This is a genomic window from Geodermatophilus sp. URMC 65 (genome assembly GCF_053502545.1).
Genome location: NZ_CP199954.1, coordinates 4,928,638 through 4,945,055 on the forward strand (window position 1 = coordinate 4,928,638; position 16,418 = coordinate 4,945,055).

12 protein-coding genes are annotated in these 16,418 nt (G+C 75.1%); 7 read left to right on the plus strand and 5 right to left on the minus strand.

All coding sequences use genetic code 11. From position 1 onward, the window contains the following. Nucleotides 1-25 precede the first annotated feature (25 nt). Complete coding sequence (locus tag ACWIX7_RS23855) at nt 26-706, plus strand: CPBP family intramembrane glutamic endopeptidase (protein WP_448618882.1); 681 nt, start codon at nt 26-28, stop codon at nt 704-706. A gap of 137 nt (nt 707-843) precedes the next feature. Beyond that, a complete protein-coding gene (locus ACWIX7_RS23860; protein ID WP_448618883.1) occupies nt 844-2,709 on the plus strand; it encodes a DUF7846 domain-containing protein in 1,866 nt (621 codons plus the stop codon). On the opposite strand, the gene ACWIX7_RS23865 is transcribed toward ACWIX7_RS23860, so the two are convergent. Beyond that, complete coding sequence (locus ACWIX7_RS23865; RefSeq protein WP_448618884.1) at nt 2,706-3,884, minus strand: alpha/beta hydrolase family protein; 1,179 nt, start codon at nt 3,882-3,884, stop codon at nt 2,706-2,708. The genes ACWIX7_RS23860 and ACWIX7_RS23865 overlap by 4 nt on opposite strands. A gap of 178 nt (nt 3,885-4,062) precedes the next feature. On the opposite strand from ACWIX7_RS23865, the gene ACWIX7_RS23870 reads away from it, so the two are divergent. The 3 genes from ACWIX7_RS23870 to ACWIX7_RS23880 all read left to right on the plus strand — a co-directional run bounded on the left by ACWIX7_RS23870 (nt 4,063) and on the right by ACWIX7_RS23880 (nt 7,649). After that, nucleotides 4,063-4,926: a DMT family transporter gene (locus tag ACWIX7_RS23870; RefSeq protein ID WP_448618885.1), complete on the plus strand. Its 864-nt coding sequence runs from the start codon at nt 4,063-4,065 to the stop codon at nt 4,924-4,926. Between the two features lie 205 nt (nt 4,927-5,131). After that, nucleotides 5,132-6,004 carry a phosphotransferase gene (locus tag ACWIX7_RS23875; RefSeq protein ID WP_448618886.1) on the plus strand — a complete coding sequence of 291 codons (873 nt, stop codon included), beginning with the start codon at nt 5,132-5,134 and terminating at the stop codon, nt 6,002-6,004. A 415-nt stretch (nt 6,005-6,419) separates the two neighbouring features. Further along, on the plus strand, nt 6,420-7,649 hold the full coding sequence (locus tag ACWIX7_RS23880; protein ID WP_448618887.1) for an epoxide hydrolase family protein: 1,230 nt from the start codon (nt 6,420-6,422) through the stop codon (nt 7,647-7,649). Nucleotides 7,650-7,746: 97 nt separating this feature from the next. Here the strand turns inward: ACWIX7_RS23880 and ACWIX7_RS23885 are convergent, their stop codons facing one another. From ACWIX7_RS23885 to lysS, 3 genes are read right to left on the minus strand one after another with little or no spacing between them, the layout of a single operon-like run. Then, nucleotides 7,747-8,862: an adenylate/guanylate cyclase domain-containing protein gene (locus ACWIX7_RS23885; RefSeq protein WP_448618888.1), complete on the minus strand. Its 1,116-nt coding sequence runs from the start codon at nt 8,860-8,862 to the stop codon at nt 7,747-7,749. Nucleotides 8,863-8,878: 16 nt separating this feature from the next. Next, on the minus strand, nt 8,879-10,279 hold the full coding sequence (locus ACWIX7_RS23890) for an APC family permease (protein ID WP_448618889.1): 1,401 nt from the start codon (nt 10,277-10,279) through the stop codon (nt 8,879-8,881). Continuing rightward, entirely contained in the window at nt 10,276-13,674 is a 3,399-nt protein-coding gene (gene lysS / locus ACWIX7_RS23895; protein WP_448618890.1) for a lysine--tRNA ligase, read from the minus strand. The genes ACWIX7_RS23890 and lysS overlap by 4 nt, the downstream gene beginning before the upstream one ends. Nucleotides 13,675-13,852: 178 nt before the next feature. Between lysS and ACWIX7_RS23900 the strand changes: the two genes are divergently transcribed. Beyond that, nucleotides 13,853-14,344, plus strand: coding sequence for a copper chaperone PCu(A)C (locus ACWIX7_RS23900; protein ID WP_448618891.1), 492 nt, complete (start codon nt 13,853-13,855; stop codon nt 14,342-14,344). Between the two features lie 186 nt (nt 14,345-14,530). Next, nucleotides 14,531-15,154: an antibiotic biosynthesis monooxygenase gene (locus ACWIX7_RS23905; RefSeq protein WP_448618892.1), complete on the plus strand. Its 624-nt coding sequence runs from the start codon at nt 14,531-14,533 to the stop codon at nt 15,152-15,154. Between the two features lie 98 nt (nt 15,155-15,252). Here the strand turns inward: ACWIX7_RS23905 and ACWIX7_RS23910 are convergent, their stop codons facing one another. Next, on the minus strand, nt 15,253-16,266 hold the full coding sequence (locus ACWIX7_RS23910) for an LLM class flavin-dependent oxidoreductase (RefSeq protein ID WP_448618893.1): 1,014 nt from the start codon (nt 16,264-16,266) through the stop codon (nt 15,253-15,255). Nucleotides 16,267-16,418: the final 152 nt, after the last annotated feature.

The following is a 16,418-nucleotide window of genomic DNA, read 5'->3' on the forward strand; positions in this document are numbered from 1 at the left end:
TGCTGGCGCAGCCGACCGCAGGAGGGTGCTGGTCCTCGCCGTGGCGCTGGTCCCGGTGCTCGGCGCCTGGAACAACCTGGTCGTGCACCGGCTCCCGGGCCAGCCCGGGTCCTACGTGGTGGCCAACGTCGCGGCGGCGGGTGTCCTGCTGGCGGCGGCCCGTGCGAGCGGCCTGTCCTGGGCCGAGCTGGGCCTCGGCCGCCGGCGGCTCGCGGCGGGCGCGCGGTGGGGCGGCACGTGTGCCGCCGTGGTCGCGGCCGGCTACGGCACGGCACTGGCGGTCCCCGCCCTCCGGCCGCTGCTCGGCGACGCGCGGGTGGCCGGCCTCGGGGGCGGGGAGCTCGCCGGGCAGGTGCTGGTCCGGATCCCGCTCGGGACCGTCCTCTGGGAGGAGGTCGCCTTCCGCGGGGTGCTGCTGTCGACGCTGGGCCGGCTGCTGTCCCGGCGCGGGGCGACCGGGGTCTCCGCCGCCCTGTTCGGCCTCTGGCACGTCCGGCCCACGCTCGGGGCGCTGGCGGCCAACGACCTGGCGGGTGGACCGCTGGCGCGCACCGGCGCCGTGGTGCTGGCCTGCCTGGGCACCGCGGCTGCCGGCGTCCTCTTCGCCGAGCTGCGGCTGCGCAGCGGGAGCCTGCTCGCCCCCGCCCTGCTGCACCTGGCCACGAACTGCCTGGGCCTGCTCGCCGCGGCCGCCGCGCACCGGTGAAGGACCCCGTCCTCCTCACGCCTCGGAAGAGGACCCCGTCCTCCTCACCGCTCGCAGGCTCGCGGCGAGCCTCTGGACGGGGCCGGCCCGGGACGGGGCGGAGCCTCGGGACGGGGACGTCCCTACACTCGCGCTCGATGACGACGGCGGGGTGGCGGGCGGCGCTCGCCATCCTCGCGGTGGTGGCCGGTGCCCTGGCCGTGCTGACCAACCTGACGCTCTTCCCGCTCTACTCCCTCAACCGCGACGACTCCGTCTACGTCGCCATGGCCCGGCTGCTCGAGACCGGCGCGGTCACCCTCCCCGCCGACCACGACGCCTTCCGGCCCTGGGCCTCGGCGGTGGTCGGCGACCGGATCGTGCTGAAGTACACGCCGCCCTGGCCGGCCGTGATCGCGGCCGGCGACCTGCTCACCGGCTCGCCGCAGGCGGCCCTCGCGGTCAGCGCCGCGGCGGCCGCGGTGCTCGTCGCGTTGCTGACCGCCGAGGTGCTGCGCGACCGGGTCGTCGCCCTCACCGCCGGGGCGCTGTTCGCGCTGTCGCCGGTGGTCGTGGTGCAGAGCGGCACCTTCCTGCCGTACCTGCCCGCCCTGGCGCTGGGCCTCGGTGCCGCCGTCCTGCTGCTGTCGGGGGCGCGGCTGGGCTCGACGCCGCGGCTGGTCGCGGGCGGCGCGGTGGCCGGGGTCGCCGCGTTCGCCCGGCCCTTCGACGCGCTGCTCACCGTCGCGCCGTTCGCGCTCGCCGTCCTGCTGGCCCGGGAGCGCGGGGGCCTCTCCCGCCCCGGCCTGGTCCTCCGGGTCGCCGCCGGGGCTCTGCCGGTGCTCGCGCTGACGCTGGTCTACAACGCCGTCGTGGTCGGCGGGCCGTTCCGGCTGCCGTTCACCGTCACCGGCCCGCAGGACACCTTCGGCTTCGGCGACCGCGGCGTCTTCCCGCAGTACACGGTGCACTTCACGGCCGCCGACGGCGTGACGGGAGTGCTGGCCAACCTCCTCGCGACGCCGGGCTGGGTGGCCGGCGGGGTCGTGCTCGTGGTGCTCGCCGTCGTCGGCCTGGTGCGGACGCGCGGTGCAGCCCGCTGGGCGGTCGCGGCGCTGGCCGTGGTGGTGCCGCTGGGCTACCTGCCGTTCTGGGGGCCGTGGGCGATCAGCGCGCAGTGGGAGGGCCTGGAGCTGTTCGGCCCCTTCTACTGGCTCCCGGTCGTCGTCCCGCTGGTCGTGTTCGGCGCCGCCGGGCTGGCCGTGGTGGTCCGGCGGGGGCGGGTGTCCGCCGCCGTCGTGGTCGCGGCGATGGTCGGGTTGACCGCGCTGGCCGTGCCCGGCCCGGTGACCGGCAACCGGGCGGTGACCGAGCAGTACCGGGCGGTGCAGCGGGTCGTCGAGGACGCCGGCCTCGACGACGCGCTGCTGTTCCTCCCGGAGCGGGGCGACCTGGGCTTCGAGAGCGACACGCCGTTCCTGCAGAACGACCCGTCGCTGCAGCAGCCGGTGCTCTACGCCGAGCAGCGCGGCGGGGCCGACCTCGCCCTGGCCGCGCGCTTCCCGGAGCGCTCCCCGTACCGGCTGTCGCAGGACGACGAGGGCCCGCCGGTCGTCGAGCCGCTGCGGGTGGACGCCGGCCCGCAGGTGACCCTCCGGCTGCGGCTCGCCGTCCCCGCCGGCGCGCCATCCGCCGTCGCCCACCTGCGGGTGGGGGACCGCACGTACGAGCAGCCCCTGGACCCGTCCGGCGAGGTGACCTGGACCGTCGCGGCACCCGGCGCCGCGGCCGACCCCGGCGCGGTGGTGCTCGACGCCGGCGGCGTGCTCGGCGTCGGCCTGGCCGTCCGCGCGCCGGGGGACGACGGTCCCGGCGACCGCTGGGAGCGGCGCATCGCGCACCGCACCGTCGACGGCGGGGCGCGGGTGGAGCTGCTGCGGCCGGGGCAGGCATGGGCGCGCACCGACGGCGGCGGCTGGGTGCCCGACGCGACCGGCAGCCCGGTCGAGGAGCTCGCCCCCTAGCCGAGCTGCCGCGCCAGCCAGTCGAGGACCCGCTCCCCGCGCAGGGCGACGGCGAGCGGCTCGCAGTGGCCGGCCGCGCCCTCGTCGGCGGTGAACCGCACGAGCTCCTTGGGGCCGGGCAGCATCTCGTACAGCCGCCGGGACTGGCCGGGCCAGAACTCCTCCTGCTCGGGGTCGGTGACCAGCACCGGGCAGGTGATCAGCCGCACGACGTCCTCGGTCAGGGTGTACGCGCGGGCGGCGGTGAAGAAGTCGAACGGCGAGGTGGTGCCGTAGGGCCGCATCCGCCACGTCATCATCGCCTGGACACGCGGGGCCAGCCGCAGCCCCAGCCTGATCTCCCTGTCGAAGACCTCCCGGTTCCCGGCGTCGAGCAGCCGCACGAGGTGGTGCGGCAGGTGGGTGAGCATCGCCGCGGACACGTCGACGACGCCGGGGTCGGCGACGGCGGCGGCGACGCGGTGCTCGAAGGCCGCGGCCCGAGGCACCCAGTAGCCGGCCTGGCTGACGCCGACCAGGGCCAGCCGGTCCGGGTCGACGTCGGGACGGGCGAGCAGGGCGTCGACGACCGGGGTGACGACGTGCTCCCAGTCGGGCCGGAAGTGCAGCTCCTGGCGGACGAGGGCGGCGTTCTGGCCGGGGCCGTCGAAGGTCATCGCGTTCCACCCGCGGGCGAGGGCACCGGAGATGCCCCGCACCCAGGCGCCCACCACCGAGCCGTCGCTGCCGTTGGTGTAGACCAGCGTGGGCCGGGGCTCGTCCGCCGCGCCGGACCGGAACAGGTAGCCGGGCAGGGTGGTGCCCTCGTAGGGGATCTCGAGGCGCTCGACGGCGAGGTCGGTGGCGTCGACGAAGGCGTCCCAGGCCTGTCGATGCCGTTCCCACAGCGACGCGAACAGGCCGTCGTCACCGGTGCGGTCGGCCGCCTCGGTCGCGGTGGCGAGGTAGTTCGCGGCGCGCAGGGACCGGGCCGCGGTCGAGGCGGCGCTCCCGTCCTCGGCCAGCAGCCGCTCGGCGGTGGCGATCCACTCGTCGACCCAGGACCGGCCGTTGCCGTCGCGGATCCGGTCGACGGTGGTGAGCACCTCGCCGACGTCCGCGGCGCCGGCGAAGACCCCGCCGAGCAGGGTGCGGGTGGCGAAGTCGAAGTCCTCGTCGGTGAACAGGGGGCGCACGGCCGTCACCTCCCGGGTGGACGACGACTGTGCCGCCCGGCGGCAGCCCACGGCACCCCGCCGGCGCCGCGCGGGGGCGGGCGCTCGCGGGTCGCGCCGGGGCGCGAGCGGACCGGCCGGTTCCGTGAGGCCGCGCAACGGGGTTCCCGGGCTGGACCGCGCCCGGGAGCATGGCGCGGTGGACGGACTGGCCGCGGCGCTCGCGCTCCTCGCCGCCGTCCTGTTCGCGGTCGCCTCGGCGGTGCAGCAGGAGTCGGCCGCCGACGTCCCCCAGGCGCAGGCCCGCGGCGGCCGGCTGCTGCTCGCCCTGGCCCGCAGCCCGCGGTGGTGGGCCGGGACGCTGTGCGACACCGCGGGGTTCGCCGCACAGGCGGCGGCGCTGGGCCTGGGTTCGCTGCTGCTGGTGCAGCCGCTGCTGGTCACGACCCTGCTGGTCGCGCTGCCGCTGGGCGCCCGCTGGGGCGGCCGGCGGCTGCGCCGCTCGGACTGGGTCTGGTCGGCGCTGCTGGTGCTCGCCCTGGCCGTCTTCGCCGTGGTGGGGGAGCCCACCGCGGGCGTCGACCGCGCCGGCTGGCGGCCGTGGCTGCCGGCCCTGGTGTTCCTCGGCCTGCTCCTCGGCGGCTGCCTGGCCGGTGCGGCGGTCCGCCGGGGGACGGCGCGGTCGGTCCTGCTGGCCATCGCCGCGGGCGTGGCCTACGGCGTCGGCGCGGCGCTGACCAAGGGCGTGGTGAGCCTGCTGGACGACGGGCTGCTCGCCCTGCTCACCAGCTGGGAGACCTGGCTGCTGGCCGTCGCGATGGGCGGCGGCACGCTGCTGCAGCAGTCGGCCTACCAGGCCGGCGCCCTCGAGGCGTCGCTGCCCGCGGTGACCGTGGGGGAGCCCGTGGTCGCTGTCGCGCTGGGGATCGCGGTGCTGGGGGAGCGGCTGCGCGCCGACGGGGCGGAGTGGGCGCTGATCGGCATCCTCGTCGTGGTCATGGCCGCTGCGACGGTGGCGCTGGCCCGGGCCGCGGCGCGGGACGCCGCGCCCGTCCCCGCTTGACCACGGCGGGCAGACGCGGTGGACCCGGCTGACTCCGATGCCGCCGAGGTGGTCATGAGCGGCCCACTCAGCGGCAGCGCAGCCCGAGCCTGTGGGTCAGCGGAGTCTTCGGGCGGTGAGGGGCGCGCCGCCGGAAAGCAGTAGCCACCGGAATGCGGTTCCGACAGTCTGGCCGCCCGGACACCATCGGGGGGCGAGGCTGATCATGGTCGAGGATGCTGTGTCGACGGTCGGTGGGACGGGTGGGGAACTGCTCGCCGGGGGCAGGACCTCGCCCGGGGTCGTCCGCATCGGGAACACGGTGCATCGCCCGGTCCGCCGGTGGACGACCACGGTGCACGCGGTGCTGCGGCATCTGGAACGGGCGGGCTTCACCGCGGCGCCCCGGGTGCTCGGGTTCGACGACGCGGGACGGGAGGTGCTCACCTATCTGGAGGGGGAGACGGCCGGTGAGGCGCCCTGGCCGGCGTGGGTGTCCTCGGACGACGCCCTGACGCAGGTCGGCACCTGGTTGCGGCGGCTGCACGATGCGACGGTCGACTTCGTGCCGCCGCGGGATGCGGTGTGGTTCGCCGGCCGGCCCGGGCGACCGGGTCTGGTCATCGGCCACCACGACGCAGCTCCGTACAACGCGGTCTGGCGGCAGGGACGGCTTGTCGGGTTCGTGGACTGGGACGTCGCGGGGCCGTCCTCGCGGGAGTTCGACCTGGCGTACTCGGCTCTCATGTGGGTGCCCCTGCTCGCCCCGGGGTCCGCGTGGCCGATGGCGTCCCGCCCGATGGAGGAGCGGTACCGGCGCCTGCACCTGTTGCTCGACGCCTACGGGTACGACGACGACCGCTCCGCGCTGGGGGAGGCCGTGCCCGCGCGCGCCAGGAGGAACGCCGAGGTGACCCGTCGGCTCGCCGACAGCGGCGACCCGGTGTTCCAGGCCCTCCGTGGGCAGGCCGCCGACCTGGACCGATCCGCGCAGCAGGTCGACGAACTCCCTGGGTCCTTCTGGCGGCGACCCGCAACGGGCTCCGGACCTCGACCGCAGGAGTCACCTCGGGGCGAACCAGGAGGAACGGGCGAGTAGCCGCCATTCGGCCCACGGCTCCTCCTGGGCTGCGCCTACGATCGCGACTGCCTCCGAGACCGTCCCCCGTCCCTCAGCGGCCCATCCGGTGACAGCTCGGATGGTTCCAGCAGTGGCCCGTCGGCAGGGCCGGTGGACGCTCGTCCTCGTCCTGCTGCCCACAACGCCGAAGGCGGCCGGCTGCACGGCGTGGCCGCTCGTGCTCCTGGTGCCATCGACACGTCTTAGCGATCACGAAGCGTGCCGCCATGCAGGGGAGGGGCCTTCCGACCCTGGCGTCCCTTTTAGGTCCTACGACGGTGGAACCGCCCCCGGTATGCGTCGACCGCGCCGGTGGCGCTGGTTCGGGGCTACTGCGTCACGCCCGGTCTCCGGGGTTTCCCCGTAGGTCCGAATCGGAGAGGCAGACCCAGCCATGACTGCAGTTGCAGGACAGACGGCACGTGGGATTCGCCCGTTCACCATCCACGTTCCCGAGGCGGACCTCGAGGACCTGCGTGCTCGCATCGTGGCCACGCACTGGCCCGAGAGGGAGACGGTCCCTGATCAGTCGCAGGGGCCACGGCTCGCCACCATGCGAGCGCTCGCGGACTACTGGGCCACCGAGTACGACTGGCGCAGGTGCGAGGCGCGCATGAACTCCTTCCCGCAGTTCCTCACCGAGATCGACGGACTGGACATCCATTTCCTCCACGTGCGGTCCCCGCACGAGGATGCGTTGCCGCTGATCGTCTGCCACGGGTGGCCCGGCTCCATCGTCGAGCAGCTGAAGATCATCGAGCCGCTGACCGACCCCACTGCCCATGGTGGGCAGGCGTCGGACGCCTTCCACGTGGTGGTCCCCTCCATGCCCGGCTACGGGTACTCCGGCAAGCCGACCACCACCGGCTGGGGCCCCGAGCACATCGCGCGTGCCTGGGCCGAGCTGATGGAGCGTCTCGGATACGACCGCTACGCCGCCCAGGGCGGCGATTGGGGCGGACAGATAGTCGATCTGATGGGTGCGCAGGCACCGACGGGGTTGATCGGCATCCACACCAACTTCCCTGGCGCTGTTCGCGACGACGTCACAGCGGCAGTCGTGTCGGGCGGCCCGCCGCCGTCCGGTCTCGATGACGAGGAGACGCGCCTCTACGAGAAACTGAGGGACTTCTGGGCGACAGACGTGGCCTATGCACTCGAGATGGGGACCCACCCCCAGACGCTGTACGGAATCGCGGATTCACCCGTCGGCCTGGCCGCCTGGATGCTCGACCACGACTCGACCAGTCTGGCGCTGATCGCCCGCGTCTTCGACGGTCAGCCCGAGGGCCTCACCCGAGACGACGTGCTCGACAACATCACCCACTACTGGTTGACGACCACGGGGGTCTCTTCGGGACGTCTCTATTGGGAGAACGAGTTGTCCTTCTTCGGCCCGAAGGGCGTCGCCATCCCGGTAGCCGTGAGCGTCTTCCCTGACGAGCTCTACCAGGTGCCGCGGAGTTGGGCAGAACAGGCCTATCCCAATCTCATCCACTACAACCGGCTCCCCGCGGGCGGGCACTTCGCAGCCTGGGAGCAGCCGGACCTCTTCACAGAAGAGGTGCGCGCGGGCTTGAGACCTCTGCGCAAGGCCCGGGTGCCTGAACCGCGTAGCTCCTGACGGACCCGCGGCTTCAGGGACATGACCGTTGCCCCTGGAGCCGCCTTCAGGACGACGGTCGCGACGCGCCGGGCGGACGGGCCGGCGCACCGGCGGCTCAGCAGGGCCGACGCTCGGGACGGCCCGGGACGTCGTCGGCGCGCTCGCCCACCGACGGAGCAGGGACCCCGCCCTCTCCACCCTTCGCGAGCTCAGGACGGGGTCGAGGGTCCTCGTCGGCGTCGCTGCGGCTGACCAGCCACGGCTGCAGGTCCTCGAAGCCGCTCACCGAGCGGCGCTGCAGCGGCTCGATCCGGTAGCCGGGGTGCCGCCGCAGCCGGGCGGCCAGCTCGCGGTCGACGAGCACGCTGCCGGCGCGGGCCACCGTGGTCAGCCGGCTGGCCAGGTTCACCACTGACGAGTACACGTCCCCGAGCCGGGTGAGCACCCGGCCGTGCGCCAGGCCGACCCGCAGCGGCGGCCGGTCCCCGGCCGCCCACCGCTCCGGCAGCGACAGCGCGATCTCCGCTGCGGCGGCCGGGTCGGTCGCGGTGAACAGCACCCCGTCCCCGACGGTCTTCACCACCCGCCCGCCGCCGCGCGCGACCACCTCGGCGGCGGTCGCCTCGAAGTCCTCGACCATGACGCCCAGCTCGGCGCCGCTCATGCCGCGCGTGCGGGTGGTGTAGCCGACCAGGTCGGCGAAGCCGACGGCCAGCTCGCGGATCTCGTCGCCGGGCGGTGCGGTCGGCGCCCGCTCGACGGCGGCGGCCAGGTGACGGCGCCACACGTGGTCCTGGACCTCGCGCAGCCGCGACAGCAGCGCGTCGGCCGCCGGTGACCCGTCCGGGGACGGGGTGCCCGGCTGGTCGGGCTGCCCGGCGCGGTCGCGGGCGAGGACGCCGGTGAGCAGCGGAGCCTGCCAGTCGGCCAGCCGCGCCAGCGGCTGCGCCAGCGCACGGGCGAACGACGCCTCGGTGCCCGGGCCGACGGACCCGGCGTCGGCGAGGTCCGACAGGGTGCGCAGCGCGGCGACGTCGTCGTCGGTGAACACCACGTCGTCCTCGGCGGCCTCGGCGAAGCCCAGGGCGTGCCACAGTCGCCGGAAGCGGTCCGGCGCCAGCCCGGACAGCTGCGCCACTTGCGCCCGGGTGTACCGGCGGCGGCCGCCCAGCAGCAGCCGGTCGAGCTGCGCGGCGGTCGGGTCGCGACGCGTCCCACCCTCGTCGTGCACCTCCCGAGTGTGCGGCTCACCCCGGGACGGCGCTGCGCCGACGCTCGAGCAGGGCGAAGACGAACGGCGGCAGCGACAGCACCACGGTCGCCAGTGCGAGCAGCAGCACGTAGACCACCGGGTTGCCGGTCTGCAGCTGGTCGGGGGGCACGAACCCGAGCAGGAACGAGACGACGCAGCCGAGCAGGCCCACGCCGCCGACGAGCCAGACGCCGGGCAGGCCGCCGGGGATGCGGTACGGGCGGGGGACGTCGGGCTGCGTGTGCCGCAGCCGGATGACCGCGGCGAACACCAGCGCGTACATGGTCACGATGACCTGCGCGGTGACCGCCGAGAGCATCCAGTACGAGGTGCTGACGCTGGGCACGAGCACGAACAGCAGCGCGAACACCGACCCGGCGACCGCCTGCACGACCAGCAGCGCCACCGGGACGTCGTTGCCGTTGACCCGGCCCAATCGCGCCGGGGCCAGCCCCTCGCGGGCGACCGCGCCGACGCCCTTGGCCGGCCCCAGCACCCACGGCATCAGGTGCGCGACCCCGCCGAGCGCGACGACGACGGCCAACGGGGCCAGCAGCCACCCGATGTCGAGGCGCTGCAGCACGGTGGAGAACAGCTCCATCGTCCCGGAGACCAGGCTGATCTCCCGCTGCGGCACGACGAGGGCCATGAACAGCGAGCCCAACACCGAGAAGGCGACGGTGACGGCGACGGCCAGCGCGATCGCCCGGGGCACGGTGCGACCGGGGTCGGCGGTCTCCCGGGCGTGGAAGCCGGCCATCTCCATGCCGGTGAACAGCAGGATGACCCCGCCGAGGAAGGCCACGTTGCCGAGCGAGACGTCGGGTACCAGCGCGCCGGCGGAGAACGGGATCTCCGAGGCGTTGCCGCGCAGCAGGAACGCCGCGCCGAGCGCCACGACGAGGACGGCCGGCAGGATCGACCCCGCGATCGTGCCGACCGCGCCGATCACCGACGACGTCCGCACCCCGCCCAGCGCGGCGGCGGTGGTGCCCCAGAAGACGACGAGCATGACCGCGACGAGGAAGAACCGGTCGTCGGCCAGCGCCGGGTCGAACGCGTAGGCCAGCGAGGCGGCGATGAACGACAGCACGGTGGGGAACCAGGCGACGTTCTCGGCGTAGTCGCACCACACCGCCAGCGCCCCGGTCCGGCCGCCGAAGGCCTCCTTGACCCAGGCGTAGACGCCGCCCTCCTTCGGCCAGGCGGTGCCGAGCTCGGCGGCGGCCATCGAGACCGGCACCAGGAAGACGCCGATCGACAGCGCGAACAGCGCGAGCATCGACCAGCCGTACTCGGCCATGACCGGCAGGTTCCGGGCGCTGACGATCGAGGCGATGTTGACCATGGCCAGCGACAGGACGCCGAGGCGGACCCTGCCGCCCGGCCGGGTCACGCCGCCGACCGCCGCTCCGGCGCCGAGGGCGCGGGCACGCCGCCGACGGCCTTGGGCACCAGCAGCTCGCCGAGCCCGGGCACGGCCAGGAAGCCCTCCGCGCCGGCGTAGCGCAGGCCCACCCGCGGCAGGTCGGCGCGGTGCCGGTAGGCGAGCACGCGGGGCAGCCACTCGGGGTCGAACTTGGCGTTGAAGTCGTGCAGCGACTTGATCTGGAAGAACGGGTTGAGCGCCCCGACCGCCCAGCGGGCCGCGCGCTGGGCGGGGGTGAACGGGACGTCGTCGGCGAACAGCCGCCCCCACAGCGCGAAGTTCATCGACAGCCGGGCCACGCCGCGGGCGCCCAGGGCGGTCGCGGTGGAGGCGATGAGGAACTCGGTCATGCCGTTCGGCGCATCGGGGTCGTGGCGCATCAGGTCCAGCGTGTAGCCGAACGACGGCCCGTAGGCGGGCACCAGGCGCAGGAAGCCGCCGGGCCGGCCGTCGGCGTCCTCCGCGACGCAGAGCAGGAACCCGGGGTCGGCGCCGGCGCCGCGGACGTCCTGGGACAGCGACATCGTGAAGCCGCGCTCGGGGTGCTTGCCGCGCCAGCGGGCGCTGATCGCGTTGAGCTGGTCGACCAGCGCCGGTGGGGCGTCGGTCTCGGCGACCAGCCGGAAGCGGTGGGTCCGCCCCACCCGCCGGACGGCGGCGCGCAGCCCCTTCTTCGCCGGGCCCTCGAGGCCGAACCGGCGGCAGTCGATGACCGCCTCGTCGCCCAGGTAGAACGCGGTGAACCCGCGCGAGGAGTACAGCGGCATGCTGGCCTCGCGAGCGGCCAGGAGGGCCGGCGTCCAGGCCCGCTCGGCGCAGAGGGCGAGGAACTCGTCGAGCACCCGCGGGACCGACTCGCGGGCGCCGATCGGGTCGCCGGAGACCAGCGCGTAGCCGCCGAGGTAGGTGTAGGCGAGGAAGGCCTCGCCGTCCCGGGAGAAGAAGAACGTCTTGTCGTCGCGCAGGGCGAAGTAGGCGAGGGTGTCCCAGCCGTAGGTGTGCACCAGCCGCTCGGCGTGCGCCCAGTCCTCCTCGGTGTGCGGACGGCGGGCCGCGGCCAGCGGGCGGAACAGCAGCACCGCCAGGGCGACCAGGCCGACGATCCCCAGCGCGAGCAGGGCCGCGGGGTAGAACGCCGCGAAGAAGCGGGAGCCGTAGGCGTAGGGGCCGTCGAGGCCGACCAGCCCGGCGAGCACGGTCTGCAGCGCCCCGGCGAGGGTGAGCGGCGGGTCGACCCGCCCCCGCTCGGCCCACAGCGCGGCCAGGCCGAACAGCAGCACGCCGGCCAGGTACAGCGGGACGAACCGCAGCAGGCGCAGCAGCGACGGCGGATCGGCCGGCGCCCGGAACGCCGACCGGTACCGCACCAGCCCGGCGAGCAGCGCCAGGCACAGCGCCACGGCGACCGGGTGGGGTCCCTTGGCCACGTGCGCGACCGCCCCGACCGCGGACAGCAGCACCGCCAGTCGCCAGGCCAGCGCCTTGCGCCGGGTCAGCTGGTCGGACAGCAGCAGGAGCAGCAGCCCCACCACCACCGACGCGACCGTGCCGCTCACCGGCACCCACAGCGGGCCGAACGCCGTCCCCCGGCCGACGAGCCGCTCGTGCACCACGGGCAGGGCGGTGAGCAGCTGCAGGACGCCGGAGAGCGCGGTCAGCCCGGCCAGCACCCGCACGGCCAGGGCGTGGGTGGGCGCCGTCGGCGGGGGTGCCGGGACCGGACCGGACGAGGGGGCCATCGACGGCAGCGCGACGACCGAGCCGTCCGCCGTCCCTGCGCCGTCCTGGCCGGCCGCGCTGCCGGCGGGGATCGGGGTGGGGGCGACCAGCGGGCGCACCGCGCCGTCCGGGCCGGTGCCGGGGACCTCGGGGCGCAGCGTCGGGAAGAGGATCACCTCGCGGATCGAGTCGACGCCGGTCAGCAGCATGACCAGCCGGTCGATGCCGATGCCCAACCCGCCGGTGCAGGGCATCCCGCACTCCAGCGCGCGGACGTAGTCGAGGTCGACGTCCCCGGCCTCCGGGTCGCCGTGCGACTTGGCGCGGGCCTCGGCCTCGAACGCGGCGAGCTGCTCGACCGGGTCGTTCTGCTCGGAGTAGGCGTTGCACAGCTCGAAGCCGGCGACGATCAGCTCGAAGCGCTCGACGTAGGCGGGGTCGTCGCGGTGCACCCGGGCCAGCGGCGAGACCTCGCGCGGGTAGTCGACGCAGAACACCGGCCCCACGACCGAGTGCTGCACCTTCTCGTCGTAGACCTCCTTCATCAGCCGCCCGGCGCCCCACGAGGCCTCGTACGGGATGCCCAGCCGGTCGAGCACCGCGCGCGCGTCGCCGATCGGCATGGCCGGGTGCATCTGCGCGCCGGTGACCTCGGCGATCATGTCGGCGAACCGCGTGCGGGGCCACGGCGTCGCGGCCAGGTCGATGGTGTGGCCGGCGTAGTGGACGGTGAGGTCCTCGCCGAGAGCGGCCCGGGCCGCGGCGGTGACGAGCCCCTCGGTCAGCTCCATCATGTCGGTGATGTCGCCGAAGGCCTGGTAGGCCTCCAGCAGCGTGAACTCGGGGTTGTGCCGGGTGTCGACGCCCTCGTTGCGGAAGACCCGGCCGATCTCGAAGACCCGCTCCAGCCCGCCGACGATCAGCCGCTTGAGGTGCAGCTCCAGGGCGATCCTCAGGTAGAGGTCGAGGTCCAGGGCGTTGGAGTGGGTGACGAACGGCCGCGCGCTGGCCCCGCCCTGGATCGTCTGCAGCACCGGCCCCTCGACCTCGGTGAAGTCGAGGTCCTCCAGGTGCCGGCGGATCGCCCGCACCGCCGCGTGCCGGATGCGGAAGACCTCCCGGGTGCGCTCGTTGACCTCGAGGTCGACGTAGCGCTGCCGGTAGCGGGTCTCCACGTCGGTCAGGCCGGCGTGCTCGGGCGGCGGCGCGCGCAGCGCCTTGCCGAGGACGGCGAAGTCCTCGACGCACACCGACAGCTCGCCGGTCCGGGTGGTCATCACGGTGCCCTCGGCGCCGAGCCAGTCGCCGCGGTCGACGTCGTCGAACTCGGCGTGCCGGTCCCCGCCGAGGACGGAGCTGTCGACGTAGAGCTGGATGGCGCCGGTGCGGTCGCGCAGCGTCGCGAAGGTCAGCCACCCCTGCCGGCGGATGAGCTCGACCCGGCCGGCGACCCGCACCCGGTCCGTCGTCCGCACGTCGGGGGCCAGGTCCGGGTGGGCCGCGCGGATGCCGGCGGCGGTGGCGTCCGGGGGCCAGCGGTAGGGGTAGGCCGCGGTGCCCCGGGCGCGCAGCGCCTCCAGCTTGGCCAGCCGGTGCGCGCGCTGTCCCGCGCTGCGCCCGGCGACGTCGGATCCGCTGACCACCGGGCCATGATGGTGAGGTCCCGGCTGGTGCGACCCCTCCGGCGACGCCGGTCGCCCCGGCCCCGTGCGTGCTCGGTGGGTCGCTGCACTCAGGGTCGGGCGGCCCTCGCTGCGTGTGGTCGCGACCGGGACCCTCGCCCCTGGTGCCGGGCCGGGCGCAGCGCGATCGTGTCCTCTCGTGCGACGGACTTCCCTTCCTGCGTGGGCGGCTGCCGGCCTGCTGGTCCTGGGTGGCTGTGCCGCCGGGCAGGAGGCCGAGACGGCAGAGGAGACCCCGGACGTCGCCGGCGTCGACGGCACGGTCGGCTCGGTGTCGCTGGACGACGTCTTCCTCGACGCCGAGGACACCGTCGAGGCCGGGGCCTCCGTACCGCTGCGGGGTGTGCTGACCAACGACGCCGAGCAGGCCGACCGGCTCGTCGGCGTCAGCACACCGGCGGCGGAGTCGGTCCAGCTGCTCGACGAGTCCGGTGCACAGAGCGCCGACGGGATCGAGCTGCCGGCCGGCGGTCAGGTGGAGGCCGTCAGCGGCGCCGTGCGGATGCAGCTGGAGGGGGTGACCGCGCCGATCGCCCCCACCGACACCGTCTCGGTCACCTTCACCTTCGCGACGGCCGGTGAGGTGGCCCTCGACGTGCCGGTCGCCCCCGGCCCCGGTCCCGTGGACTAAGACGACGGCCGCACCCGTTCGGCGGCTCCGCCGGATGCGTGCCCGGCGGCGTGCGCACGGTCCGCACGCGCCGCGTCCCTCGCTGGGCAGCCCGACGGGACGCTCCGGGCGCCGCCCACCCCGGCGCGAGCGAGGACATTCCCCTCCGTGCGGTGCCGCCCGGCGCCGCCAGGGAGGAGACCGGTCATGTACGCCAGGACCACCACCGTCCGCGGCGACCCGCGCGCGGTCGACGACGGGATCGCCTTCATCCGGAACGACGTCTGGCCGCTGGTCGAGCGGATGGACGGCTGCATCGGGATGTCGATGCTCGCCGACCGCGAGGCGGGGCGGTGCATCGTCACCTCCGCGTGGGCGAGCGAGGACGCGATGCGGGCCAGCGCCGACAAGGTCCAGGAGTCGCGGCGGCAGGCGGCCGAGGTGCTCCGCGCCGATGCTGTCGACATCGCCGAGTGGGAGATCGCCATCCTGCACCGGTCCCGGCCGGCGGGGGACGCGGCGTGCGTCCGGGGCACCTGGCTCGACGTCCCGGCCGGCCACGTCGACGAGATGGTCGACACCTTCCGGATGAGCCTGCTGTCGAGGCTCGAGGACCTCCCCGGCTTCTGCAGTGTCAGCCTGCTGGTCGACCGGCCCGGCTCCCGCGGCGTGGCCGCCGTGACCTACGAGGACCGAGCCGCCCTGGAGCGGACCCGCGAGCAGGGCGCCGCGCTCCGCGAGGAGTTCAGCCGGGCGATGGGCGCGAGGATCACCGAGGTCGCCGAGTTCGACCTCGTGATGGCCCACCTGCACGTCCCCGAGATGGCGTGAGGTCGTCGCGCCGCTGAGGCGGCGCCCCTGCAGTACTGCGCGCCCACGGCCCGTCCCGACTGCCTGGACGGGCCACCGGCGCGCGACGCCCGGTGTGCTCAGCCGCCGGGCCGCCAGCCCAGCGCCGGGCCGAGGCGTGTGGCGACGTCGGTGAGGATCTGCTCGTAGTCGGCGGGCGCGAAGTCGAACGGCAGCGCGAAGACGACCTCGGTGACCTCGCGGAAGCCGGCGTGGGTGTACAGGGCCTCGGCGATCTCCTCGGAGCCGCCCAGCAGGTCACGGGCGAAGAGCATCCGCGCCGGGCCCTGCGGTGCCGTCGTCCGCGGGGTGCGGGCCTCGACGTAGGCGGCGTACCGCGCCCACTGCTCGGGGGTGGCGCTGTCGGTGGGGATGACCACCAGCCCCTGGGAGACCCGGCCGGTGGGGCTGGCGGCCCGGAAGGTCCGCACGTGGGAGGCCTGGACCTCGGCGAAGTCCTCGGACTCCTCGGCCTTGACCACGCTGGAGGTCAGGAAGTGCATGCCGTGCTCGCCGGCCCACGCCGCTGAGCGCAGGCTGCCCCCGCCGTACCACATCCGGCCGGCCAGCCCGGGGGACTGCGGCTGCACCCGGTCGGACCACTCCTCGACGACGCTCTCCCGGCCGACGAAGGTCGACGCCCGCTGGCCGCGGACGAACCGCAGCAGCCGCTCCACACGCGCGTAGCTGAAGTCCTCGCGGTCGGCGGTGTCGGGGTAGAGGGCGTCCTTGACGTCGTCCCAGTGCATCGGCGGTCCGACGCTGACGCCCGGGTTGAGCCGCCCACCGGAGAGGACGTCGACGGTGGCGAGGTCCTCGGCCAGCCGCAGCGGGTTCTCCCAGGCCAGCGGCGTGACGGCGGTCCCGAGCCCGATCCGGCGGGTGCGCTGGGTGAGTGCGGCGAGGACGGCGACCGGCGAGGAGATGCCCGGCTGCAGGTGCCGGTGGCGCAGCCACGCGCTGTCGAACCCCAGCTGCTCGCCGAGCTCGACCATCGCGAGGGTCGCCTCGTGCCCGGGGCCGGGGTCGGCCGGGTCGAAGGTGCCGATGGTCAGGAAGCCGAGCCGGTCCAGCGGGGTCCCGGGGGCGGGCATGGGGCGGCTCCTCGATCGGTGCGGCGGGGTCCGTGCCATCGTCGGTCAGTGGCCGACGACGTGCTCCTGCGCCGTCCCCCGCGGAGGGGGCGTGGGTGGACCCCAGTAGCGCCGCAGGTCCACCGCGGGGAGGGAGTCAGGGTCGCGTGGGG